The sequence below is a fragment of the Erythrobacter cryptus DSM 12079 genome (genome assembly GCF_000422985.1).
GTDB classification, from domain to species: Bacteria; Pseudomonadota; Alphaproteobacteria; order Sphingomonadales; family Sphingomonadaceae; genus Erythrobacter; species Erythrobacter cryptus.
Genome location: NZ_AUHC01000005.1, coordinates 190,154 through 213,024 on the forward strand (window position 1 = coordinate 190,154; position 22,871 = coordinate 213,024).

At 68.9% G+C, this 22,871-nt stretch carries 13 protein-coding genes and 1 tRNA gene; 6 read left to right on the top strand and 8 right to left on the bottom strand.

Going from position 1 to position 22,871, the window contains the following annotated elements:
* Positions 1 to 91: 91 nt before the first annotated feature.
* Both serA and G524_RS0105745 read right to left on the bottom strand, forming a co-directional pair.
* Positions 92 to 1,678 carry a phosphoglycerate dehydrogenase gene (gene serA / locus G524_RS0105740; protein WP_027442858.1) on the bottom strand — a complete coding sequence of 529 codons (1,587 nt, stop codon included), beginning with the start codon at positions 1,676 to 1,678 and terminating at the stop codon, positions 92 to 94.
* Between the two features lie 127 nt (positions 1,679 to 1,805).
* The gene (locus tag G524_RS0105745; RefSeq protein ID WP_027442859.1) at positions 1,806 to 2,984 is read right to left on the bottom strand and encodes a phosphoserine transaminase; all 1,179 of its coding nucleotides are present in this window, start codon (positions 2,982 to 2,984) and stop codon (positions 1,806 to 1,808) included.
* Between the two features lie 172 nt (positions 2,985 to 3,156).
* Between G524_RS0105745 and G524_RS0105750 the strand changes: the two genes are divergently transcribed.
* Positions 3,157 to 4,335 (top strand): glycosyltransferase family 4 protein, encoded by a 1,179-nt coding sequence (locus tag G524_RS0105750; protein WP_027442860.1) that lies wholly within the window; start codon positions 3,157 to 3,159, stop codon positions 4,333 to 4,335.
* On the opposite strand, the gene G524_RS0105755 is transcribed toward G524_RS0105750, so the two are convergent.
* Positions 4,332 to 4,766 (bottom strand): hypothetical protein, encoded by a 435-nt coding sequence (locus G524_RS0105755; protein WP_027442861.1) that lies wholly within the window; start codon positions 4,764 to 4,766, stop codon positions 4,332 to 4,334. The two genes, G524_RS0105750 and G524_RS0105755, sit on opposite strands and share 4 nt — an antisense overlap.
* A 78-nt stretch (positions 4,767 to 4,844) precedes the next feature.
* A complete protein-coding gene (locus G524_RS0105760) occupies positions 4,845 to 5,501 on the bottom strand; it encodes a PadR family transcriptional regulator (RefSeq protein ID WP_027442862.1) in 657 nt (218 codons plus the stop codon).
* Between the two features lie 119 nt (positions 5,502 to 5,620).
* On the opposite strand from G524_RS0105760, the gene G524_RS0105765 reads away from it, so the two are divergent.
* From G524_RS0105765 to G524_RS0105775, 3 genes are all read left to right on the top strand, one after another.
* Complete coding sequence (locus tag G524_RS0105765) at positions 5,621 to 6,943, top strand: replication-associated recombination protein A (protein ID WP_027442863.1); 1,323 nt, start codon at positions 5,621 to 5,623, stop codon at positions 6,941 to 6,943.
* Entirely contained in the window at positions 6,940 to 7,824 is an 885-nt protein-coding gene (locus tag G524_RS0105770) for a hypothetical protein (RefSeq protein WP_027442864.1), read from the top strand. Before G524_RS0105765 ends, G524_RS0105770 begins: the two co-directional genes overlap by 4 nt.
* Before the next feature lie 28 nt (positions 7,825 to 7,852).
* Positions 7,853 to 7,928, top strand: a tRNA-Thr gene (locus G524_RS0105775).
* 150 nt (positions 7,929 to 8,078) lie between these two features.
* Here G524_RS0105775 and G524_RS0105780 read toward each other — a convergent pair.
* From G524_RS0105780 to G524_RS15100, 3 genes are all read right to left on the bottom strand, one after another.
* Complete coding sequence (locus tag G524_RS0105780; RefSeq protein WP_027442865.1) at positions 8,079 to 9,008, bottom strand: acetyl-CoA carboxylase carboxyltransferase subunit alpha; 930 nt, start codon at positions 9,006 to 9,008, stop codon at positions 8,079 to 8,081.
* 16 nt (positions 9,009 to 9,024) lie between these two features.
* Entirely contained in the window at positions 9,025 to 12,714 is a 3,690-nt protein-coding gene (locus G524_RS0105785; protein ID WP_027442866.1) for an SDR family NAD(P)-dependent oxidoreductase, read from the bottom strand.
* 108 nt (positions 12,715 to 12,822) lie between these two features.
* Entirely contained in the window at positions 12,823 to 18,357 is a 5,535-nt protein-coding gene (locus G524_RS15100) for an AMP-binding protein (RefSeq protein WP_169447832.1), read from the bottom strand.
* Between the two features lie 337 nt (positions 18,358 to 18,694).
* Here G524_RS15100 and G524_RS0105795 point away from each other — a divergent pair, with 337 nt between their 5' ends.
* A complete protein-coding gene (locus G524_RS0105795) occupies positions 18,695 to 20,890 on the top strand; it encodes a putative bifunctional diguanylate cyclase/phosphodiesterase (RefSeq protein WP_027442867.1) in 2,196 nt (731 codons plus the stop codon).
* 120 nt (positions 20,891 to 21,010) lie between these two features.
* Here G524_RS0105795 and queF read toward each other — a convergent pair whose 3' ends face one another.
* Positions 21,011 to 21,472 carry a preQ(1) synthase gene (gene queF / locus G524_RS0105800; RefSeq protein WP_027442868.1) on the bottom strand — a complete coding sequence of 154 codons (462 nt, stop codon included), beginning with the start codon at positions 21,470 to 21,472 and terminating at the stop codon, positions 21,011 to 21,013.
* A gap of 301 nt (positions 21,473 to 21,773) precedes the next feature.
* Here queF and G524_RS16975 point away from each other — a divergent pair, with 301 nt between their 5' ends.
* Positions 21,774 to 22,829 carry a hypothetical protein gene (locus G524_RS16975; RefSeq protein ID WP_169447830.1) on the top strand — a complete coding sequence of 352 codons (1,056 nt, stop codon included), beginning with the start codon at positions 21,774 to 21,776 and terminating at the stop codon, positions 22,827 to 22,829.
* Positions 22,830 to 22,871 lie beyond the last annotated feature (42 nt).

The following is a 22,871-nucleotide window of genomic DNA, read 5'->3' on the forward strand; positions in this document are numbered from 1 at the left end:
GTGCTCATCATCCTGGGGCGGGCCGGGGCATCCCCGGCCCGCACGCACACCCGGCCTTCGCCGGGGCCAAGGTCAATTGCAAGCCCCGCGCTCAGAAGCTCAGCGCCTTGACCAGCTTGACCCCCTCGAGCCGCTCGGCCTCGGCCACCACCGCGGGGCTGAGCGGATCGTCGAGGCTCAAGAGCAGCACCGCCTCGCCCCCGGGCGCGCGCCGGCCGAGGTTGAAGGTGCCGATATTGATGCCGTGGCTGCCCAGCAGCGTGCCGATGCGGCCGATGAAGCCCGGCTTGTCGTCATTGACGATGTAGAGCATGTGGCCGGCAAGCTCGGCCTCGATGCCGATGCCGAAGATTTCGACGAGGCGCGGCGCCTCGGTGCCGAACAGCGTGCCCGCCACCGAACGCGGGCCCGCCGCGGTTTCCACCGTCACCCGCACCAGGGTGTTGAAGGCGCCCTCGCGATCATGGCGGATCTCGCTCACGTCAAGCCCGCGCTCCTTGGCGAGGAAGGGGGCGTTGACCATGTTCACGGTGTCCGAATAGCAGCGCATCAGCCCGGCCAGCACCGCCGCGGTGATCGGCTTGCCATTAAGTTCGGCCGCCGCGCCCTCGCGCTCGATGCTGATGCGGGTGAGATTGCCATGGGCAAGCTGGCCAACGAGGCTGCCGAGCTTTTCGGCCAGCGCCATGTAGGGCTTGAGCTTGGGCGCTTCCTCGGCCGAGAGCGAGGGCATGTTGAGCGCGTTGGTCACCCCGCCATTGACGAGATAGTCGGCCATCTGCTCGGCCACCTGCAGCGCCACGTTGACCTGCGCCTCGGTGGTCGAGGCACCAAGGTGCGGGGTGCAGATGAAGTTCCTGGTGCCGAACAGCGGGTGATCGGGCGCGGGCGGCTCGGTCTCGAACACGTCGAGCGCCGCCCCGGCAATGTGGCCGCTGTCGAGCAGGTCCTTGAGCGCGGCCTCATCGATCAGCCCGCCGCGGGCGCAGTTGATGATACGGATGCCCTTCCTGGCGCTCTCGAGCCGCTCGCGGCTCAGGATGTTGCGGGTCTCGTCGGTGAGCGGGGTGTGCAAGGTGACGAAATCGGCGCGCGCGAGCAAGCTATCGAGATCGACCTTTTCCACCCCGAGTTCCACCGCGCGCTCCTCGGTGAGGAAGGGATCATAGGCGATCACCTTCATCTTCAGGCCGAGCGCGCGGGTCGCGACGATCGAGCCGATATTGCCCGCGCCGATGAGGCCCAGGGTCTTGTTGGTGAGCTCCACCCCCATGAAGCCGCTCTTGGGCCACTTGCCCGCCTGGGTCTGGGCATTGGCCTCGGGAATCTGGCGGGCGAGCGCGAACATCAGCGCGATCGCATGTTCGGCGGTGGTGATCGAATTGCCGAAGGGGGTGTTCATCACCACCACGCCCTTGGCGCTGGCATAGGGAATATCGACATTATCGACCCCGATGCCGGCCCGGCCGATCACCTTGAGCTTGGTGGCGGCATCGAGCACCGCGCGGGTAACCTTGGTCGAGGAGCGAATGGCAAGGCCATCATATTCGCCGATCCGGGCGATCAACTGTTCGGGGGTTTCCCCGGTGATGACATCGACATCGCAGCCGCGCTCCTCAAAGATGCGCGCGGCATTGGGGTCCATCTTGTCGGAAATGAGAACCTTGGGACGGGTCATTTGGAATACCTTCCACTTGTCGCCCCGGATTTGATCCGGGATCCCGCTTCACTTGCGGGCTTGGAAAAGGAAACGAGGCCCCGGCGCGATGGCCGGGGAGACGCTGAGACTGGATGCCGGCAGAAAATCAGCCGTTCTTGACCTTGTCGTAGGCCCATTCGATCCAGGGCAAGAGGCGCTTCAGGTCCTCCTGCTCCACGGTCGCACCGCACCAGATGCGCAAAGAGGGCGGGGCATCGCGATAACCGTTGAAATCGAAGGCGACATTGCGCTCCTCGAGCAGCTTGACGATCTTCTTGGGCACCGCGGCCTGTTCTTCGGCCGAAAGGCTCTCATACCAATCGCCCTGGAAGGCCATGCACACCCCGGTGTTGGTCTGCTTGGCCGGATCGGCCACCATGTTGCGGAGCCACGGGGTGGCCTCGATCCAGTCCTTGACGATCTTGGCATTGGCATCGGCGCGTTCGATCAGCGCCTTACGCCCGCCGATGCTCTTTGCCCATTCAAGCGCGGCGATATAGTCCTCGGTCGCCAGCATCGAGGGGGTGTTGATCGTCTCGCCTTCAAAGATGCCGCGGTTGATCTTGCCGTTCTTCTTCATGCGGAACAGCTTGGGCAGCGGCCAGGGCGGATCGTAGCTCTCGATCCGCGCAACCGCCTTGGGGCTCAAAATCAGCATCCCGTGCTGGGCCTCGCTGCCCATCACCTTCTGCCACGAATAGGTGGTGGCATCGAGCTTGGGCCAATCCATCTCCATCGCGAAGATGGCGCTGGTGGCATCGTTGATCGTCACCCCCTCGCGGCCGGGTTCGAGCCAGTCGGTATCGGGAATGCGCGCGCCCGAGGTGGTGCCGTTCCAGGTAAAGACCACGTCGTTGCGCTGCGGAATGGTGGTGAGATCGGGAATCTCGCCATAATCGGCGGTGAGGACCTGGAGGTTGGGCAGCTTCAATTGCTTGACCGCATCCTGAATCCAGACATTGCCGAAGCTCTCCCACGCCGCCACGGTGGCCGGGCGCGCCGGATCGAGCATGGTCCACATCGCCGCCTCGATCGCCCCGGTGTCCGAGGCGGGCATGATGCCGATCAGGTAGTCATCGGGGATGCCGAGCAGTTCGCGGCTGAGGTCGATGGCATATTTGAGCCGCGCCTTGCCAAGGCTCGAGCGGTGCGAGCGGCCGAGCGATTCGGTCTTGAGCTTGTCGAGCGACCAGCCGGGAAACTTTGCCGTGGGGCCCGAGGAAAAAAACGGGCGCTCAGGCTTGAGGACAGGCTCGTGCGCGAGCCCGCGAACATACTCGGTCATGTCATCTCTCCTTCCAGAGAGCACGCGCGGCGTTGGGACCGCGTGGCCCGCTGGCCGCCTTAGTGGCCGCTGGCGACAAGTCAATGACGAAAGCGCCAAGGCCCCTTGCCGCGCCGACGGGCGCCATCGCCCCCTCGCCAGCGGCGCAAAATGCGATTAACAGGCCCGCCCCATGAAGATCAGCGACCTGCGCATTGCCCTGTTCAGCGGCAATTACAATTACACGCGCGATGGCGCCAACCAGGCGCTCAACCGGCTGGTCGGCTCGCTGCTGGCCAAGGGCGCGGCGGTGCGCGTCTATTCGCCCAAGGTCGCCAATCCCGATTTTCCGCCCACCGGCGATCTGGTTGGCCTGCCCAATGTGCCGATGCCGGTGAAGGGCCGGGGCGAATACCGCCTGCCGCTCGGCCTCGGGGCGAAGGTCAGGCGCGATCTGGAAGCCTTCGCCCCCGATATCATCCACCTGTCCTCGCCCGATCCGGCCGGGCACGCGGCGCTGCGCTGGGCAAGGGCGCGGGGGCTGCCGGTGCTCGCCAGCGTCCACACCCGGTTCGAGACCTATCCGCGCTACTATGGCGCGGCCTTTCTCGAACCGCTGGTGGTGCGGCTGCTGCGGCGCTTCTACACCCGCTGCGATGCCCTCGTCGCCCCGTCGCAATCGATGATCGACGAGCTGCTGGCGATGGGGATGCACCATGATATCGGGCTGTGGAGCCGCGGGGTTGATCGCACGATCTTTTCCTCGGCCCGGCGCGATCCCGATTGGCGGCGCAGCATCGGGCTTGGCGATGAGGATGTGGCGATCGTGTTCCTCGGGCGGTTGGTGATGGAAAAGGGGCTGGAGGTCTTTGCCGAGACCATCGCCCGCCTGCGCGACAAGGGCGTCGCGCACCGCGTCCTGGTGATCGGTGACGGACCGGCGCGCGGCTGGTTCGAGGCCCACCTGCCCGGAGGGCTGTTCGTCGGCTTCAAGACCGGCGAGGCGCTGGGGCAGGCGCTGGCGAGCGGCGATGTGTTCTTCAACCCCAGCGTCACCGAGACCTTTGGCAATGTCACGCTCGAGGCGATGGCAAGCGGGCTGCCGGTGGTGGCCGCCGGGGCGACGGGAAGCGCCAGTCTGGTTGCCGATGGCATCACCGGGCGGCTGGTGGCGCCGAGCGGCAACCGCGCTGCGGACGCCGCCGCCTTTGCCGCCGCGCTTGCGCCCTATTGCGCCGCTCCGGCGCTGCGCCGCGCGCACGGGGCGGCAGGTGAGACCCGCGCCTGCGATTACAGTTGGGACGCGATCAACCAGGTGGTGGCCGACACCTATCTGCGCCTCGTCGCCCGGCGCCGCGCCGGCAAGGCCTAGCGCAGCACGCCGGTTGCGGCCATGCGCCGGGCATAGGCCAGGGTGAACAGCGTCACCGCCCAGATCGCCGCATCGAGCAGCGGCGCCTGCATCGCCGGCGGCACGTCGAGCACCAGATAATTGCCAATGGTGGTGCCGATCAGACCGAAGAGCGCCGTTGCCATCGCCACCACCGTCCATCGCGAGCGCAGCAGGAGCAGCACCGATCCGGCAAAGGCGCCCCACACCCCCAGCGCCCAGAACCCGCTGATCCACGCCGGATAGCTATCCATGAAGGCGATCTGATCGGGGGACAGGCCCAGTTCGGCCAGCATCCCAAGCCTTGTGGCGGTGTAGCTGATGATGCCCATGGCGTTGAACAGCAGCGTGGCCACCCCCACCAGCCACAGGTGCCACGGGGTCGCGGCATGCGCCGTGCCAGGTGTGTTCATGGTTTTCCCTCCCCTATCCGCTGCGAGACGGATGGAGCGGGCATAGGCCGGTACGGCGCGCGCCGCAATGGCTGCTGCTTACAGCCGCTCGATGCGCTTGGCCATTTCGTCGATCATGTCAACGATCTCGTTGATCGTCGCCTCGTCGAGCTTGCCCGCCCGGGCGCGGTTCTTGAGCACCGAGCCGAGATTGCCCATGGCGCGGAACAGATCGTGCGAGCGCACCGTGGTGGTGCGTTCGCCGTGGCGCCCGAGCCGGCGCATCAGCGCCTCGACCTCGTCCTTGCGCGCCTCGAGTTCGGCCCGACCTTGCGCGGTCACGGCAAAGGGCTTCTTGGCGCCTTCGGCTTCGGCCTGTTCGATCGCGCCCTCATCCTCGAGCAGCTGGAGCGTGGGATAGACCGCGCCGGGGCTGGGGGCATAGGCGCCGCCGGTCATGTCCTCGATCGCCTTGATCAGTTCATAGCCGTGGCTGGGGTTCTCGGCGATCAGCGCCAGCAGCGCGAGGCGCAGCTCGCCCTGGGCGAACATCCGCCCGCGGCGCCCGCGCCGGCCCGCCCCGCGGGCCTCCTCCTCGCCCTCGCCGCGCGCCTCCTCATCGCGCCCGCTGTCCCAGCGCCAGCGCATGTTGACGCCCGGCCCGCCGAACCCGGCGCTGCCCGAGGTTGCCAGCATCGCGATCGCTTCGCCGAGCTTGTCCCAGCCGCTGGAGCGGCCATAGCGGTTCCAGGTCATGGCATGATCCTTCCCATAGCAGTTTCGATAGCATCAAGATATATCTTAGACCTATCGCCGCAAGGGGCTGGCTTGGGGAAGGTTCCCTTTTCCGACATATCGCCTATCAGTGCCGACGAATGGCTGACCTGTTCGGACAAGCGCCCCCAGAGCCGCCGCGCGCCGATGCCCCCGCGCCCGATGCGCCGCTCGCCGATCGGCTGCGCCCGCGCGCGCTGGCCGAGGTGGTGGGGCAGGAGCACCTCACCGGCCCCGAGGGCGCGATCGGGCGGATGGTGGCGGCCGGGCGGCTGTCGAGCATGATCCTGTGGGGCCCGCCCGGCACCGGCAAGACCTCGATCGCCCGCCTGCTCGCCGATGCGGTTGCGATGCGCTTTGCCGCAATCAGCGCGGTGTTCTCGGGCGTGGCGGAATTGAAGCAGGCCTTCACCGAGGCCGAGCGCATGGCCGCTGCCGGGCGCAAGACGCTGCTGTTCGTGGACGAGATCCACCGCTTCAACCGCGCCCAGCAGGATGGCTTCCTGCCCTATGTCGAGCGCGGAGTGGTGACGCTGGTGGGGGCAACCACCGAGAACCCCAGCTTTGCGCTCAATGCCGCGCTCCTGAGCCGCGCGCAGGTGCTGGTCTTGCGGCGCCTCGATGAGGCCGCGCTCGAAACCCTGCTCGCCCGGGCCGAGGCGCTGGAAGGCCCGCTGCCGCTCACGCGCGAGGCCCGCGCCGCGCTCATCGCCGGAGCCGATGGCGATGGGCGCTTCCTGCTCGGCCAGGCCGAGACGCTGCTTGCCGCAAGGCTCACTGAGCCGCTCGACCCGGCCAGCCTCGGCCAGTTCCTGCACCGCCGCGTGGCCGCCTATGACAAGGACCGCGACGGGCACTACAACCTCATCAGCGCGCTGCACAAGGCGGTGCGCGGCAGCGATCCGCAGGCCGCGCTCTATTGGCTCGCGCGGATGCTGGTGGCGGGGGAGGAGCCGCTGTTCATCGCCCGGCGGCTGGTGCGCATGGCGGTGGAGGATATCGGCCTTGCCGATCCCCAGGCCCTGCCCCAGGCAATGGCGGCGATGGAGGCCTATCGCTTCCTCGGCAGCCCCGAGGGCGAGCTGGCGCTGGTGCAGGCCTGCCTCTACCTTGCCACCGCCCCCAAATCGAACGCGGCCTACATGGCGCAGAAGGCCGCCTGGAAGGCGGCGAAGGAGACTGGGAGCCTGATGCCGCCGCCCCACATCCTCAACGCCCCCACGGGCCTGATGCAAAGCCTCGGCTACGGGAAGGGCTATGCCTATGACCACGATACGCCGGAAGGCTTTTCGGGCGCCGATTACTGGCCCGAGGGCATGGTGCGGCAGGTGTTCTACACCCCGGTTGAGCGCGGGTTCGAGCGCGAGATCGCCCGGCGCCTGGCCTATTGGGAGCGGCTGCGCGCCGAGCGCGGCGAGGGATGAGGCGCTTTGCCCAGTTCCTCGCAGTGGACTGGTCGGGCGCGAGGGGGCCGCGCCAGCGCGGCATTGCCGTGGCGCGGGCGCGGGCCGACGGCGGGCCGCCGCAGCTTATCCCCCCGCCCCACCCCAGGGGCTGGGCGCGCACCGAGGTGCTGGCGCTGCTGCTGCGCCTTGAGGCGCCGACGCTGGTGGGGCTCGATCTCGGCATCAGCCTGCCCTTCATCGATGCCGGCGCCTTCTTCCCCGGCTGGGAGGCCTCGCCGCGCGATGCCCGCGCGCTGTGGGCGCTGATCGACCAGATGTGCGGCGCCGATCCCCATCTCGAGGCGACCGGCTTTCTTACCCATGGCGAGGCATCGCGCTATTTCCGCCATGGCAAGGGCGCCACCGGCGACCGCTTCCTGCTGCCTGGTGCCAAGAGCCGCGAGGGGCGGATGCGCGTGGCCGAACTGGCCCAGCGCGCCCATGGAGTTCGGCCGGTGAGCAATTTCAACCTCGTCGGCGCGGCGCAGGTGGGCAAATCGAGCCTCACCGGAATGCGGATGCTCCACCGCCTTTCTGGCCGGCTCGCGATCTGGCCGATCGACCCCCTGCCCGCGCAGGGCTCGGTGGTGAGCGAGATCTACACCGCGCTGGCCGCGCGCGCCGCGGGGGTCAGCGGCCCGGCGACCAAGCTGCGCAGCCTTGCCGCGCTCAATGACGCGCTCGAGCGGCTCGGCAGCCCGCCGGTGGCCGGGGCGGGAAGCATCGATGATCACAGCGCCGATGCGCTGCTGAGCGCGGCCTGGCTGAGGCAGGCGCACAGCCAGCGCGAGCTGTGGCACCCGCCGGGCCTCACCGCGCGCGTGGCGCGCACCGAGGGGTGGACTTTCGGGGCGCTGTGAGCCTAAGGCGCGCCAGGAATGGCCGAGTGCCGGCTTAGCTCAGTTGGTAGAGCAGTTGATTTGTAATCATCAGGTCGCGGGTTCGATTCCTGCAGCCGGCACCAGTTTTGACCACAGAAAACCATCCGGGGGATGGTTTTCGGTCAAAACTCCCGAGCGCAAGCGAAGGGAGACCACAGAAAACCATCCGGGGGATGGTTTTCCGTGAAAACGCCCGAGCGCAAGCGCAGGGCATGACGCCCCTTCCCCCCCCTTCAACCCAGCCGCAGGAAAAAGGCCTCGCGCTCGGCCCGCAGCGCCTCGGGCGACATCGCGCCGAGCGCATCGAGTTCGGCGCCAAGCGCCAGGGCAAGCCGCCGCACCATCGCTTCGGGATCGCGGTGCGCCCCGCCGGTCGGCTCATAGACGATGCGGTGGATCACCCCCAGCCGCAGGAGATCGGCCGCGGTCAGGCGCATCGCCTCGGCCGCCTCGGGCGCGCGCGCGGCGCTGCGCCACAGGATTGAGGCGCAGCCTTCCGGGCTGATCACCGAATAGACTGCGTGCTCGCACATCAGCACCCGGTTGGCCGCGGCGAGCGCCACCGCCCCGCCCGATCCGCCCTCGCCCACGATCACCGCCACCAGCGGCACGCGAAGCGCAAGGCAGGCCTCGGTCACGCGGGCGATGGCCTCGGCCTGGCCGCGCGCCTCGGCATCGACGCCGGGAAAGGCCCCGGGCGTATCGACCAGCGTGATCACCGGCAGGCCGAAGCGGTCGGCAAGGTCCATCAGCCGGATCGCCTTGCGATAGCCCTCGGGCCGGGCCATGCCGAAATTGTGCTTCAGGCGCCCGGGCGTGTCCTCGCCCTTGACATGGCCGATCACCATCACCCGGCGCCCCTCGAACCGGGCAAGGCCGCCGCTGATCGCCTGATCCTCGCCGAACAGCCGGTCGCCTGCGATCGGCAGGAAATCGCTGAACAGCCCGGCCACCAGGTGTTCAAAGCGCGGGCGCTGCGGGTGGCGGGCAACCAGCGTGCGCTGCCAGGGCGAAAGCCGGGCATAGGTATCGGCGCGCAGGGCCTCGGCCCGCGCGGCCAGCATCGCTGCCTCCTCGGCCCCGGCGCCGGGCTGGGCGGCCAGTTCGCGCGCGCGCTGCTCGAGCGCCGCGATCGGCTTTTCAAAGGGCAGATAGTCGGCCATGCCCCCGCCCGGCGGCTCACACCGTCATCGACATGCCGCGATAGATCCGCGCCCGATAGCGCGAATCCTCCGCATCGGGCAGCGGCGCGCCGAGTAGCAGCACCGCGCGGGCAAAGCGGCGCACCTCCTCGAGATGCTCGTCAAGGTCGCGCGGTTCTTCCGATTGCACCCGGCGGGTGAGGTTGATCTGGTTGACCGGCACATCATGCACCAGCCGCTCGTTCTCCACCGCGAGGGTGGCGGTAAAGGCGTGGAGCGTGGTCTTGATGAAATTGGCCAGCGCAAAGGCCGGGGAGCGATCACCCATCGGCACATCGGGGCTGGTGAGCACCAGCTGACAATCATCATAGAGCGAGGCGCGCCGGCTGATGCGGAAATGGTGGGTGAGATTGTCGGCCACCACCGCGCGGAACGCCTCGGGGCTGAGCGGATCATTGCTTTCGAACAGCTTGCCGGGCAGCGGCGTGAAGGGGGTGGAAAGGATCGTGGTCGGCCGGCCCCACCTCATCAGCGCCTCGTCCATCGCCGCCTCGATATCCTGCGCTGCCACCAGCGAGGTGAGCGCCTCGGCCACCTTCTCCTCGAGCTGATCGCGGATCGCCGCGAAGCCTTCGGCGCTGCGGGTGATCAGCACCACCCGGGCGACGTGGCAATCCTCGATCAGGGCGCGCGCGGTCTCGGCGAGGTAATCAGCCAGATGCTCGCCGATGAGCCACACCGTGCGCCCGCGCATCTGGTCGAGCCGCTCCTGCTTGGGGCTGCCGAACAGCTCGCGCTCGGTGGTCGAGCGCTCGACCGAAAGCCCGCCCGAGGGCATGAAGGTCTCGCCGCTCACCGCCCGGTCGGCCAGGAAGAACACTGTGGCCTGGGCGACATCGTGCTCGGTCGGCATCTTGCCGAGATAGAGCTTGGAGAGCACGCCCGTGCCCACCTTCTTGGCCTCGGCAGCGATGCGATCGGCCGGCAGAAAGGGCGCATCATCGGGCGGCAGGCGCAGCAGCCAGTTGCCGTCTTGCGACACGGGGCGCGCGGCCCATTCGGGCGCATCGAGGAAATAGCCGCCCTGGCGCAGCCTTCGCACCAGCGCCGCGGCGATCGCGGGGGTGAGCAGATACTTGTCCCAGGTGCAGGTGCCATCGCCCTCGCGCGCGCAGGCGAGCGCCAGTTCGCGCAGCTCGTGCGGATTGTTGGTATCGTGGCTCATCTTCACGGTGTCGTTGCGCGCCAGCCGCGCCAGTACCGCCTCGACCCTGACCCCGCGACGGATCGCCTTGATCGCGGCGGCATGAACCGCATTCAAACGCTTGTTTTCAAGGATGAGCTTGCCGCGCCGCGCGAACAGGCCGGGCTTGCCCCCGGTGCCCGATAGCCGGTCGCCATCGACCGGGCCGGGGGCGATGGCGTTGAACTGCACCTCGGGGCCGAGATAGCGGGCCATCGATTCCACCATCGCGCGCTGCCCGGCCTTGGACACAGCATAGTCCGCGCGGTTGGGATAGGCGACCGCGAGATATTTCTCGCCCCCGAAATAGGACGAGACATTGAGCACATAGCCTGCACCTTGCGCCTTCATCAGCGGCACCGCGTGGTGCATGAGGACATAGTTGGAGACGAGATTGGCATCGAGCGTGTGGTTCCAGGCCTCAAGGCTCATGTCCACCACCATGTCCTCGGCCCCGGCCACCCCGGCATTGTTGATGAGATAGTCGATCCGCCCGAAGGCCTTGAGCGTGGCATCGAAGGCGCCCTTGAGGCTCTCGAAATTGCTGACATCGACATTGGCGAGCGTCTGCACCCGGCGCTCGACCCCGGCAAAGCCGATATCCTCAAGCTCCGAGACGATCCGCGCGCGCGCCACGGCGAGCTCGCTCTCGCGCCGGGCGACCATCATGACCTTGGCCCCGGCGAGCGCCAGCAGCCGCGCCACCTGCCCGCCGATCCCGGCCGAACCGCCGGTGATCAGCGCCACCTTGCCAAGGTGCAGCCCGGTGATGTTCTCGGAAAAGCCGGGCATGGCCTTCCGGGCGCCGGTCGCCTCGCCGATATTGGCCGGGACATAGAGCGTGATCTCGCCCAGCTTGCTTTCCTTCAACAGGATGCGCGCGGCATGGCCCGCGGTGAAGCGGATGTTCTCGGCCTCGGCATTGGTGAAGCGCACGATCTGGTTGCCCCATTCGGCCTGGCGGCGGCGGCCATGGGCGGTGTCGATCGCGCTTTCATCGCGCCAGATGCGGATCAACTGCTCGGTCGCGGCGCGCAGGATGTGGCCATAGACATTGCCCTTGCCATCATCCTTGTGGCTGACGAAGACGAAGCGCGGCGGCTGCAGCAGGTTGTCGTGGCGCTTCCAGTAGCGGCTCATGGTGCGTGCGAGGGCAAGGTTGCCGGCGAGTTCGGCATCCATCAGCGCCTCGACCATGGCATCATCGGCCGCGGTGAGCGCGCCTGAAACTTCGCCCGCCCCGAGCGCGGGGAGGAACAGCGCCCCGCTGATCGGGGTGCCGGCCCTGGTGTAATCCTCGAGCGCGGCTTCCATCGCCGCCGGCTCCTTGCGGTTGAAGCGGATGATCGAGAGCTTGTCAGACAGGCCGAGCGCCTTGACCCGCTTTTCCGCGATCGCGACATCGGCGGCGCGCGGCAGACCGAGCACCACCTCGGCCCCGCAGCCAAGCTGCACCTGCGCGATCTCGAGCGCTTCTTCCCAGTCCTCCCCCGCGGCGATCAGCACCGCCAGCCCGGTGCCGTCCATCGAACGCATGGTCGGGCGCGAGAGGTAAGTGGAGCGCTGCTCCTTCCTCACGCTCATCCCGTGGGTGACCTCGAAATCATGGCCATTATAGGCCGCGCTCTCGTCGGAACCGAGAAAGACGCAGGTGGCGGCGACGTCCTCGGGCAGGGGGAAGCACTTGGCCCTGGGATTGCCGAGAGTGGCGCGCGCGAGGCTCATCATCTCGAAGAACTGGTCCGCGGTGGTGCCCGGCGCATCGCCGCGGGCCTTGTCCATCGCGGCAAAGACGCTGCGGATGCGCTCGCTCTCGATCGGGCCGGGATAGACGAGGTTGACGCGGATGCCCCTGGGGCCAAGCTCGAGGCTGAGTTCGCGGCTCCAGGCATTCAGCGCCGCCTTGGGCACGACATAGGCCGCGCGCGCATAATAGGGCGTGCGGCTGAAGATGGTCGAGACATTGATGATCGAGCCGCCCTCGGGCATGTGCGGGGCGGCGGCGCGGGCGAGGTTCCAGGCCACGGCAAAGATGTTGCGCAGCGCCTGGCCCACCGTCTCGCTGTCGTTGCTCCCGAGGTTCTGGAGCGCGGCCAGCTCCTCGGGAGAAAGCGGCAGGTTCTCGATCGGCTGCTTCGGCCCGGCGCTCCCGGCATTGTTGACGAGGATGTCGATCCGCCCGAACTGCCCCACCACCTCGGCGATCGCGGCGCGCACCGAGGCAATGTCACCCCCGTCGAGCGTGACCGTGGCGATGCGCGCGGGATCGGCGCCGGTGCGGGCGCGCAGGGCCTCGGCCGCGGCCGCGGTGCGCTTGGGCGTGCGGCCCGTCATCACCACGCTGGCGCCTTCGGCAAGGTAGTGCGCGCAGATATGCCCACCGATATTGCCCGCCGCCCCGGTGACCAGCGCGATCTTGCCGGCAAGGCGCCCGGAAAGCGCGCTCTTGAGGGCAGGCGCGGCGGCGGCTTTGGATTTGGCCATCAGCTCTCTCCTCACTGATTATTGCCGCGAAGCCCGGCTTCGCTGCAGCTTTCGTTCACGACCCTGGGGAGGAGAGGCACAAACGTTTCAAATTGGCCAACGCATGGCTCAGCCTTCCGGTTCCCCGAGACTTGCAGACAAGGCCGGGCCATCCCCGGCATTGGCGCCCGTCTCTCCGTGCGCCTCAGCCGCCGCCTCGGCTGCGGCCTCACGCGCTGCCCAGGCCTCGAGCAGGGCCTCGCGGCTCATCAGCCCGAGTTCGGGCAGGGCGTGGTTGACCACGTAGGTGGCGCCAGCGTGGCGGTTCTCCCACATCGCCTGGTGCGCCTCGGGCAGGCCCGCCCACGGCACCACCTCGGGCGGGCTCACCTCGAGCAGCCCGGCGGCGATCATGTCGTTCATCCGCGCCACCTCATAGGCGTTGCACAGGTGGGTGCCGAAGATGTTGGCGCTGGGCATGTAGATGCGCCGCTGGCGGGTCCACACCTGGGGGGCGTAGAAGGTGAAGCGGCAGCCCGAGAGATCCTCGGCATAGACCACCCGCCCGGTGAAGGGCTTGACCAGCGCGGTGGAGATGCCGAGCGTATCCTGGCCGGCGCGCTCGATGATGAGATCGGGGCTGCCGCGCGGATTGTCGGGCGAACGCAGGATGCGCCCCACGGCATTGCCGAAGGGCTTCATCACCCGATCCTGATAGTCGCGCACCGCCGCCTTGAACACCTCGATATCGGCCTTGGCATCGGGCAGGCGCGGCATGGTGCGGGGCCAGTGGAAATTCTCGCCCTCGCGCCGCTTGATCGTCTCGAGGCTGACGATCCCGGCGATCGCCTCGTCCAGCCCCAGCGATTGCAGGAACTCGCGCTGGCCATCGGTGGTGGTGGCGATCACGCTCCTGGCGTTGAAGCGCCGGGCCGCCTCGATCATTTCGAGGCCCGTCTCGTCGAGCAGCTCTGATGAGCCCGGCCCGTAGAAGATCAGCACCGCCTCACCCCCGCGCAAGGCCGCGCGGCGGAGCATTTCTTCAGGGCTTGCCGTGCCGGGCTTGCCCATGAAGCTGAAATGATAGCCCGAGGAGGCGCCATAGAAGGCGAGCGTGCCGCCCTCGGCGAGCAGCTGGAACGAGCGGGGAAAGGCCGTCTCCCCGGCATGGCTGACGACGTAATCGGCCAGCCGCCCGCCGTTGAGGCGCCGGTATTCCTCCACCAGCACCGCGCCCGCCGCCTCCCAGGCGCGCGCATCCTCCGGCTCCTCGGGCACGGGGGTGAACAGTGCGGCAAGGCGCGGATCCTTGCGGTTGATCGCGCCCACGGCCCCCTGCTCGGCGGTGATGAAGCGGGCACGCTCGGGCGAGGAGACCAGCCCGGTCACCTGCAGCCCGGTGCGTACCGCCGAGCGCAGCGCATCAAGCCCCGTCCCCGTCGCCGCACCTTCGACAAACAGGGTGCGGCCAGGGGCAATCTGCAGGGTGGTGAACAGGCAGCGCGCGATGGTGCCGAGGTTGAGCACATAGCTTCCCGCCGCCTCGAGCGTGAGATCGGGCGGCACCTTGTGCATTTGCGGCGCCTGCACGGTGAGGAACTGGGCGTGGCTGCCGGTCTCGGTCTCATAGCCCTGGATGGCAAAATCGGCATACATCGGATCATTGCCGACCATCGGGGAGAGCAGATCATTGGTGCCCGAATAGACGGTGACGAGATCGCCCACCTTGATCCGCCCCTCGGCCCGGGCCTCGCTGCCGAGCGCGGCGACCAGCGCGATCCCGCCCGATCCGGTGATCTGCACGTCCTCCTCATGCGCATCGAAGGGCGAGACCGGGATGCCGGTGAGCGCCCAGATGTCGTTGAAGTTGACCTCGCTCGTCAGCATGTAGAGCAGCGCCTCGTTCGGCCCCGGCTCGGGCACGGGGACGATCAACTCCTGCTCGTGGCTTGCCGGGGGGCCAAAGCGCGGCTGGCCGGTATCGGGATCGCGGGCGATGCCGAAGGCATATTGCCACGGCGGGATCGGCGTGACGCCGGGATAGAAGGGCGCGCCCACCGGCAGCAGCTGGCCCGCAGCCTCGAGCGCGCGGGCGCGTGCGGCGTGCGCGGCATAGTCCCACACCCCGTCGCGCCGCACGGGGAGCGGCGGGGCGACCTTGTCGAGAAATTGGCGGATGCCGGTCTTGCCGCCTTCAGGATCGACGATCGCCTCGGCAAACAGCGCCGCCTCGCGCGCAAGGCCCACAGAAAGGCCCTGCTCGAGCCCCACCCGCACCGCCTCGAGCGCGCGCCCCCCGGCCTGTGCCCGGCCGGCCCATTCGAGTTGCCGCATGATGCGCTGGAGAAAGGCGTCCCCCAGCACCGCATCGAGGCTGACTGCGGCGGCGCCCTCCCAACGGGCGAGCGCTTCGCGGCGCGCGGCAAAGGCGCGGCCCAAGGGGCTGTGCGCGCCCTCGGCAAGAAAGGCGCGCACCGCCGCGTGCGCCTGCGACAGGGCATCGCGCGCGCCTTCGACCAGTTCATCGACCAGGCCGATCGCGGCGGCCTTCTCGGCGGTGATGCTGCGCCCGCCGAGGATGAGATCGAGCGCATCGCGCAAGCCTTCATCCCCGCGCCGGTCGGCGAGCAGGCGCGGCAGGCGCTGGGTGCCGCCATAGCCGGGGAGCAGGCGCAGGCGGATTTCGGGCTGGCCGAAACGCGCCGTCGGCTCGGCGACGCGATAGTGGCAGGCCAGCGCAAACTCCATGCCGCCCCCCAGCGCCACCCCCTGCACCGCAGCGATGCAGGGCTTGCCCATCTGCTCGATGGTGCGGAAAGCAAGGTGCGCGTTGTTGGGCAGCACCATGGCTTCCTCGAGCGTGTGGATCTCCTCGAGCATCTGGCGGATATCGGCCCCGGCGACGAAGGAGCTGGTGCCCTCGCCGGTGAACACCACCGCCACCACGCTGTCATCACGCGCGAGATTGGCGGTGACCAGCACCAGCTCGTCGATCGCGCGTTCGTTCAGGGCGTTGACCGGCGGGTTGGTCACCGTCACCGTCGCCACCCGCTTGCCCGGTGCCACGCGGTTGTATTGCACCAGGAAATAGCGGTGGCGATCAAACAGCGCCTGCTCGTCGCTCAGGCGCTGGCGGCGCTGCCATTCGCCGATCACCCGGCGCAGTTGCGCGAGCGCCTCGGGGTTTTTAAGGGTGGTGACATCGCCCACGTCCTCGCCCACCACCAGCGCGCGCACCATCCGGCGCATGTATTTGCCGCTGCGGGTTTCGGGGAAGGCCGAAACCTCGAGAAAATCGGCCGGCACCGCCACCGCACCCTTCTCGCTGCGCACCAGTTCGGCAAGGCGGCGCTTGTCCTCGCGCGTCAGGCGCCGCCCGGCTGCCGGCACCACGAAGGCGAGCGGGGTCAGCCCCTTCTCGCGGTGGGGGGCGCCCACCACCAGCACATTGCCCACCGGGCTGTCGGGATGGAGCGCCTTGTCGCGCAGCACCGCGCCCTCGATCTCCTCGGTGCCCATGCGGTGGCCCGAGACATTGATCACATCATCGCTGCGCCCGTGGAAGGAGAAGGAGCCATCGGCATGGGCAATGGCAAAATCGCCCTGGGTATAGGCCCAGGCGCCCTTCCAGCGCCGCCAATAGCCCTCCTCCCAGCGCCGCGCATCGCCGCGCCAGGCAGGATCGAGGGCGCCGTCCTTGACCTTGAAACCGGCAATATCGCCCCAGATGGTGCGGGCAAGATAGGGATAGGGCGCGGTGATAACGACCTCGCCCTTCTCGCCCAGCTCGGCCCGGCGCCAGGCCGCCCCGTCCGCGCCTTCGCGGGCAAAGGGCACCGCCCCGCCGGTGCCGGCCTCGTCCTCCACCCACACCTCACCCATGATCCAGGGCAGCGGGTAGGCATGGGCATCGGCGCGCAGCGGAAAATCGGCATTGCCGAACATGTGCGTCCAGGCGATCCCGCCGTGCTCGGTGGCCCAGTAGGAATTGATGTAGCGCGGGCAGACATGCGCCATCCCGAAGGCCTGAACGCTGGGGCTGACCGGCTCGGCGCAGAAGGTCGCAACCCGCAAGGAGCTGGTGTCATAGCGGGCAAGCTCGGCAAGATTGGCCGGATCGGCCATCACCGATTTCAGGAACGTGACCCCGGCCTTGAAGATCGTCACCCGGTGCCGCTCGATCATCGAGGCAAAGCGGCCTGCGTGGGGGAACACTGGCGAGCCTTCGGAAACGAGGCTCGTCACCCGGGTCATCAGCGGGGCCGAGATCAGATAGCTCTGCCCGGTGATCCAGCCCGGATCGGCCACCACGAACAGCGTGTCGCCGGGGCGGGCATCGAAGCTTGCCCGCATGGTCTCGGCCACCCCCGCGGCATAGGCATGGCCATGGACGATGCCCTTGGGCTTGCCGGTCGAACCCGAGGTGTAGATGAAGAACATCGGGTAATCGGCCTCAACCGGAAGCGGCCGCGAGGAGGCCCAGATCGCGCGCACGAAATCGGCATCATCAAGCGCCATCAGCGCGGCTTCCGATTCCACCGCAAAGCCCGCGGTGCGCGCCTTTTGCAGCACCGTGGCGAGCGCCGCCTCGGTGAGTTCATGGCTCCAGCGGTCGCGCTCCTCGCGCCAGATCATGTCGGCCTGGTTGGTGTGGCGCACCACGATCACCGCCTCGACCCGCGGCGGCAGGGTGACGAGGCTCGAGGCAATCGCGATCCGCACCCGCGCGGCATCGGCGCTGGTGATGCGCCCCTCGTTGCCGAGCCGGATGAGCGCCCGGCCGACCCCGCGCATCACGTCCGAGCGTTCAACCGTGATCTCGCCCGCCAGCGCGCTTGCCACCGTCTCGAGGATGAGCGCCCGGTCGGCCGCAGCGATCCCCAGATCCAGCCCGGCGATGATCTCGAGCGCGGTCGCCACCGGCACGAAATTGTCGAGCGCAGGATCGGTATAGGCGTTCTTGAAATGGGCCAGCTGGGCGTTGCGATAGCTGCCATCCGAGGTGACGATCACCCGCGCGCCGGTATCGGCAATGCGATCCGAGAGCGTCTTGTCGGAAAAGCCGCCGAACACCGCGGTATAGACCACGCCCAGGCGCTTGGCCGCCTCGGTCCAGTAGATCTGCGGCACGATGCTGGGCATGTTGAGCGCGATGCGATCGCCCGGCTTCAACCCCAGCGCTTGCAGCGCGACCGCGCATTTGGCCACCTCGAGAAGCAAGCGCTTGCGGCTGATCGAAAAGCAATCGATCGGCGCGCCCTTGCCGCCGCCGGCGGACATGTCCCAGCGATCACCCTCGAAGATCAGCGCGGTCTCATCCCCGTGCCCGGCAAGCACGTGGCGATCAAGCTCGCTGAAGGCGGCATTGGTGCGCCCACCCACAAACCAGCGCCAATGCGGCGGATCGCTGGCATCAAAGGCGGTGTGCCATGGGGTGAAATCATCAGGCAGATCAGGGCTGACGGGCGCGGCGCTTGCCGCATCCCAGCCGTGCCAGCGCCCGTCCGCGCCCCGCGCCAGCCAGGCGCCCGCGCCCCCGCATTGGGGAACGAACCAGTGCAGGTTGCGCGCCGCGATCGCGCCGTGGAAGGCGCCGGGATCGGCACGTGCGGCAGCGCGCATCTCCTCCCACGCGGCGCGGGTGGGGATCGGCGGGCCGGGCATGGCCCGCGGCTCGGCAAGAAGAGCAGGATCAGGAATGGCTCGCTCCCCCAAAAAATCGCAACATGGCGGCGGCGCGCGATCCCTGACGCCGGGCAATCTTGCAGCATAATTTCACTTGGGCCAATCGCGCGGTAAGAAAATGCCGCAAGATCGGCGCCAGGTTGCAACGCCTGCAACCGTAAACGGTTCCGCCCCGCCCTCGCCCCTGTGCCGGCCCGCTCCTGCGTAACCCTTTCTCAATCGGCCGTGGCTTATCGGCGATGTTCTGCGGTGCGTTCGTGTGTGCGCCACGGGCGCTGTCCGCAGTCCGCGCGAAAGCGCAGACAAGGGACGAGGCATGGCATTGGGCTTTCTCAAAAACGGGCGCGAGGCGGGCCGATCGGCACGGGGGGATGCCGGTTCTGACGCCGGGGCGGCGCGCCCGGAACGGGTGGCCGTGCTCGGCGAGGTCGAGGAGCTGGGCGTCGGCCTGTTCTGGGCAACCGATGCCGAGGGCAATCTTTCCTTCCTCTCGCGCCGCGCGCTCGAGGAATTGGGCGAGGACGCTGCCAGCCTGATCGGCCGCCCGCTCACCCAGGTGTTCTTCGATGCCGAGAGCGAGGGCGGCACCCCGGCGCAGCGCAGCCTCGGCTTCAAGCTCAAGGCAAAGTCGAAGCTCGAGGATCAGGTGGTGGCCGTGCCCGATGGCCGCGGCGCGACGCGCTGGTGGCGCCTCAGCGGCCGCCCGCTGTTTGGCGAGGACGGCGCCTTTTGCGGCTATCGCGGCACCGCGCTCGATATCACCGCGCAGTTCGCCTACGAGATGCAGGTGGCGCGCGCCTCGCAGGTGGACGAGCTCACCGGCCTTGCCAACCGCCGCAAGCTGGGTCAGCGGCTCTCCGCCATGCTCGCCGCCTTCCGGGTGAGCCAGCGCTCCTGCGCGTTGATGATGCTCGATCTCGATCGCTTCAAGCAGGTCAACGACACCATGGGGCACCTTGCCGGCGACGAGCTGCTCAAGCAGGTGGCCCAGCGCCTCACCGCGATCGTCGGCGATCAGGGCGAGGTCGGGCGCCTTGGCGGTGATGAATTCCAGGTGCTGCTGCCCGACATGGATGATCGCGGCAGCTTGGGCGAGCTTGCCAACCGCATCGTGCAATCGCTCTCGCAGCCCTATCAGATCAACGGCCGCCGGGCGATCATCGGCACCTCGGTGGGGATCGCGATCGCGCCCTATGACGGGCTCGAGGCCGACGAGCTGACCCGCGCCGCCGACATGGCGCTCTACAGCGCCAAGGAAACCCGCGGCGGCACCTTCTGCTTCTTCACCAGCGAGCTGCGCGATGCCGCCACCCGCTCGGCGATGATCGGCGAGCGGCTGCGCGACGCGGTGGACAATGGCGAGCTGAAGCTCGTCTATCAGCCGCTGGTCGATCCTGAAACCAACCTCGTCAAGGGCTTCGAGGCGCTGCTGCGCTGGCACGATGCGCAAGAGGGCGACATCAGCCCGGCCCAGTTCATCCCCGTGGCCGAGAACGACGATCTCATCTTGCGGATCGGCGAGGCGGCGCTGCGGCAGGCTTGCACCGATGCGCTGGCCTGGCCCGAGCATATCCAGGTGGCGGTCAATGTCTCGGCCAAGCAGTTCGTGCGCCCGGGCTATCGCAAGGCGGTGGCCGCGGCGCTCGCCGCCTCGGGCCTGCCGCCGGGGCGGCTCGAGCTCGAGATCACCGAGAGCGTGTTCGTCGGCGATCAAGAGACGGTCGATGCCATCTTCCGCGATCTCAAGAAGCTCGGCGTGCGCCTCGCGCTCGATGATTTCGGCACCGGCTATTCCTCATTGGGCTATCTCAAGCACGGCCATTTCCACAAGATCAAGATCGACCAGAGCTTCGTGCGCGGCTGCACCGAGAACGGCGATACCAACCCGGCGATCATCACCGCGATCGTGGCGCTGGCCAAGGCGCTGGGGATGGAGACCGTGGCCGAGGGGGTCGAGGCGATGGACGAGCTCGAGCTGGTGCGCCAGCGCGGGGCCGATCTGGTGCAAGGCTATATCTATTCCAGGCCCATGACCCAGGACGAGGTGCTGGCCTGCTTTGCCGAGGGCGCCGGCCTGTTCCGCCCCAGCGGCCCGCCGCGCCACCGTTCGGAACGCATCTCGATCTTCAGGAAGATCGGGCTGATCCACGAGGATCACTATTACGAGGTGATCCTGCGCAACCTGTCCAAGACCGGGGCGCGCATCACCGGCCTTGCCGGGGTGCCGGTGGGCACCGATGTGGTGCTCGATCTGGGTCATGGCCAGCTGGTGGTGAGCAAGGTGGTCAACGCCACCGAGGCAAGCCAGGGGCTGAAGTTCGAGACCCCGCTCATCAGCGATGGCAGCGGCGGGTTCATGACCCGGCACCGCATTTCGCCCTATGCCCTGGCCGAGGCCGGGATCCCGCTGGCGGCGCTGGGGCACGGCGCCTTTCCGCTGGCCAAGTGGCGCGAGGCGCACAAGTCGCCGCCGCGCTTCATCCAGCTTGATCTGAGCGCGCCGGGCGCCTGAGGCGCTTGCGGTGGCAGCAATGTTTCACGTGGAACATTTGCCGAACGCGAAAGCGCGCGCAAAGCAGCGCGAAAGCAGCGCCAGAGCACCGGCCAAGAAAGAGCCGGGCGCGGCCCCGGCCTAGCCGCGGCCGCGATAGCCCGGCACCCCCTGATCGGGGAGCCACAGGCCTTGGGGCGGCGGGCCCGATTGCCAGAACACGTCGATCGGAATGCCTCCGCGCGGATACCAGTATCCGCCGATGCGCAGCCATTGTGGGCGCATCTCCTCGAACAGGCGCACCCCGATCCCCACGGTGACATCCTCGTGAAAGCCGCTGTGGTTGCGGAAGGAGCCGAGAAAGAGCTTGAGGCTCTTGCTCTCGACGATGGTCTCGCCCGGCACATAGTCGATCACCAGATGGGCAAAATCGGGCTGGCCGGTGACCGGGCAGAGCGAGGTAAACTCGGGCGAGACGAAGCGCACCAGGTAAACAAGGCCGGGGCGCGGGTTGGGGACATAGTCGAGCACCGCCTCGGCGGGCGATGCGGGAAGCGGCGTTGCCTGGCCAAGAAAGCGCGGGGCGGGGGGTGTGGTATCCATGCCGCGCTGTTGCCGCGAACACCGGCGAAGCGCAAGCGCCGTGCTGGACTTGGAAAGGCGTAGGCGCCTATGGGTCAGGCCCGGTTCAGAGCGAACCGCCATCCTCCCCCAACCCATCAAAGCCGTGCCGCCCGAGCCCGCCGCCATGACCAGCCGCCTGCCCGCCCCGCCCCGATCCTGCGCCGCGCCCCGATCCTGCGCCGCGCCCCGATCCTGCGCCGCGCCCCGATCCTGCGCCGCGCCAATGCCCCGCTCCGGGCGCGCAAGACGGACGCTGGGGGTGATACTGGCAGCGGGCGCGTTGAGCGCTGCGGCCCCGCCCACGGGCTTCCGCCTGCCCTTGCCCAGCCCCAGCCCCAGCCAAAACCCCAGCCCTGCACCTGCCGGGCCGGCGGACGAGCGGGCCGGCATCGCCATCCCGCCGCGGGTGATCGCCGCGCCCAGCCCGGCGCCCACGGCTTTGCCCACACCTGCGCCGGCCCCCGCTCCCGCGGCCCGCACCGCCCCTTCGCCGACTGCCCCTGCCGCTGCGCCTGCCCCGACGCGCGCGGCAATACCCGCTGCCACTGCCACCCGCCCCGCCGCGCCCGCCAGCGAGGCTGTGCCCGGCGAGAGGCCCACCGCTTCCAATCCCGCCGACGCCGCCACCATCCCGCCCGCCCGCGAGCCGGCGCCCGACCCTGCCCCGGCGCCCGGCCCGGCGCTGGCCCCGCCGTCGCTGCCCGCATGGGCGCCGTGGGCCGCGGGTGGGGCCGGGGCGCTTGGCCTCAGCGGGCTGGCCGGGTGGCTGTGGCGGCGCCGCCGCGCGCGCGTGCTGCGCCTGCCCGCCCCCGCCGCGCCTCGCCCCGCCGCCGCGCGCGCCGCGGCCGAAGCGCCGCGGATCGAGACCCGGCTCGAAGTCACCGGCGCCACGCGCTCGCTGATGATGTTCACGCTCGATTATCGCCTCACCCTTGCCAACCGCAGCCCGGTGGCGGCGCGCGAGCTTGCCCTCGCGCTCCAGCTCGCCTGCGCCCGCGCCGGTGCGCCGAGCGGCGCCTCGCCCGGCGCGGCGCAGCAGCTGGCGCGGATCGCGCGGCTCGGCCCGCATCAGGCGCGCAGCCTCACCGGCTCGCTCCAGCTTCCGCTCGCGGCGATCGCGCCGATCACCCAGGGCCGCCACCCGCTGTTCATCCCGCTCGTCCACCTCACGCTCGAAGGGATCGGCCTTCCCGCCACCAGCCGCAGCTTCGTGATCGGCACCCCCAGCGCCAGCGGCAGCGGGCGGCTCCACCCGATCGCGCTCGACCAGCCTCCCGGGTCGATCCCCGGCCTTGCCGCAAAGGCGCTGGCGATCCCGCCCGCCGCGGCGGCCTGACGCGCGCACACCAGCGCTTTCGCGCGTGGCCCGGGCGCGCTA

Bases quoted from the DNA above. Each gene is read 5' to 3' on its own strand.
- G524_RS0105785 (WP_027442866.1), bottom strand. From the start codon at position 12,714: ATGGCCAAATCCAAAGCCGCCGCCGCGCCTGCCCTCAAGAGCGCGCTT.
- G524_RS0105770 (WP_027442864.1), top strand. From the start codon at position 6,940: ATGAGGCGCTTTGCCCAGTTCCTCGCAGTGGACTGGTCGGGCGCGAGG.
- G524_RS0105780 (WP_027442865.1), bottom strand. From the start codon at position 9,008: ATGGCCGACTATCTGCCCTTTGAAAAGCCGATCGCGGCGCTCGAGCAG.
- serA (WP_027442858.1), bottom strand. From the start codon at position 1,678: ATGACCCGTCCCAAGGTTCTCATTTCCGACAAGATGGACCCCAATGCC.
- G524_RS0105750 (WP_027442860.1), top strand. From the start codon at position 3,157: ATGAAGATCAGCGACCTGCGCATTGCCCTGTTCAGCGGCAATTACAAT.
- G524_RS0105755 (WP_027442861.1), bottom strand. From the start codon at position 4,766: ATGAACACACCTGGCACGGCGCATGCCGCGACCCCGTGGCACCTGTGG.
- G524_RS0105745 (WP_027442859.1), bottom strand. From the start codon at position 2,984: ATGACCGAGTATGTTCGCGGGCTCGCGCACGAGCCTGTCCTCAAGCCT.
- G524_RS0105765 (WP_027442863.1), top strand. From the start codon at position 5,621: ATGGCTGACCTGTTCGGACAAGCGCCCCCAGAGCCGCCGCGCGCCGAT.
- G524_RS0105760 (WP_027442862.1), bottom strand. From the start codon at position 5,501: ATGACCTGGAACCGCTATGGCCGCTCCAGCGGCTGGGACAAGCTCGGC.
- G524_RS15100 (WP_169447832.1), bottom strand. From the start codon at position 18,357: ATGCCCGGCCCGCCGATCCCCACCCGCGCCGCGTGGGAGGAGATGCGC.
- queF (WP_027442868.1), bottom strand. From the start codon at position 21,472: ATGGATACCACACCCCCCGCCCCGCGCTTTCTTGGCCAGGCAACGCCG.
- G524_RS0105795 (WP_027442867.1), top strand. From the start codon at position 18,695: ATGGCATTGGGCTTTCTCAAAAACGGGCGCGAGGCGGGCCGATCGGCA.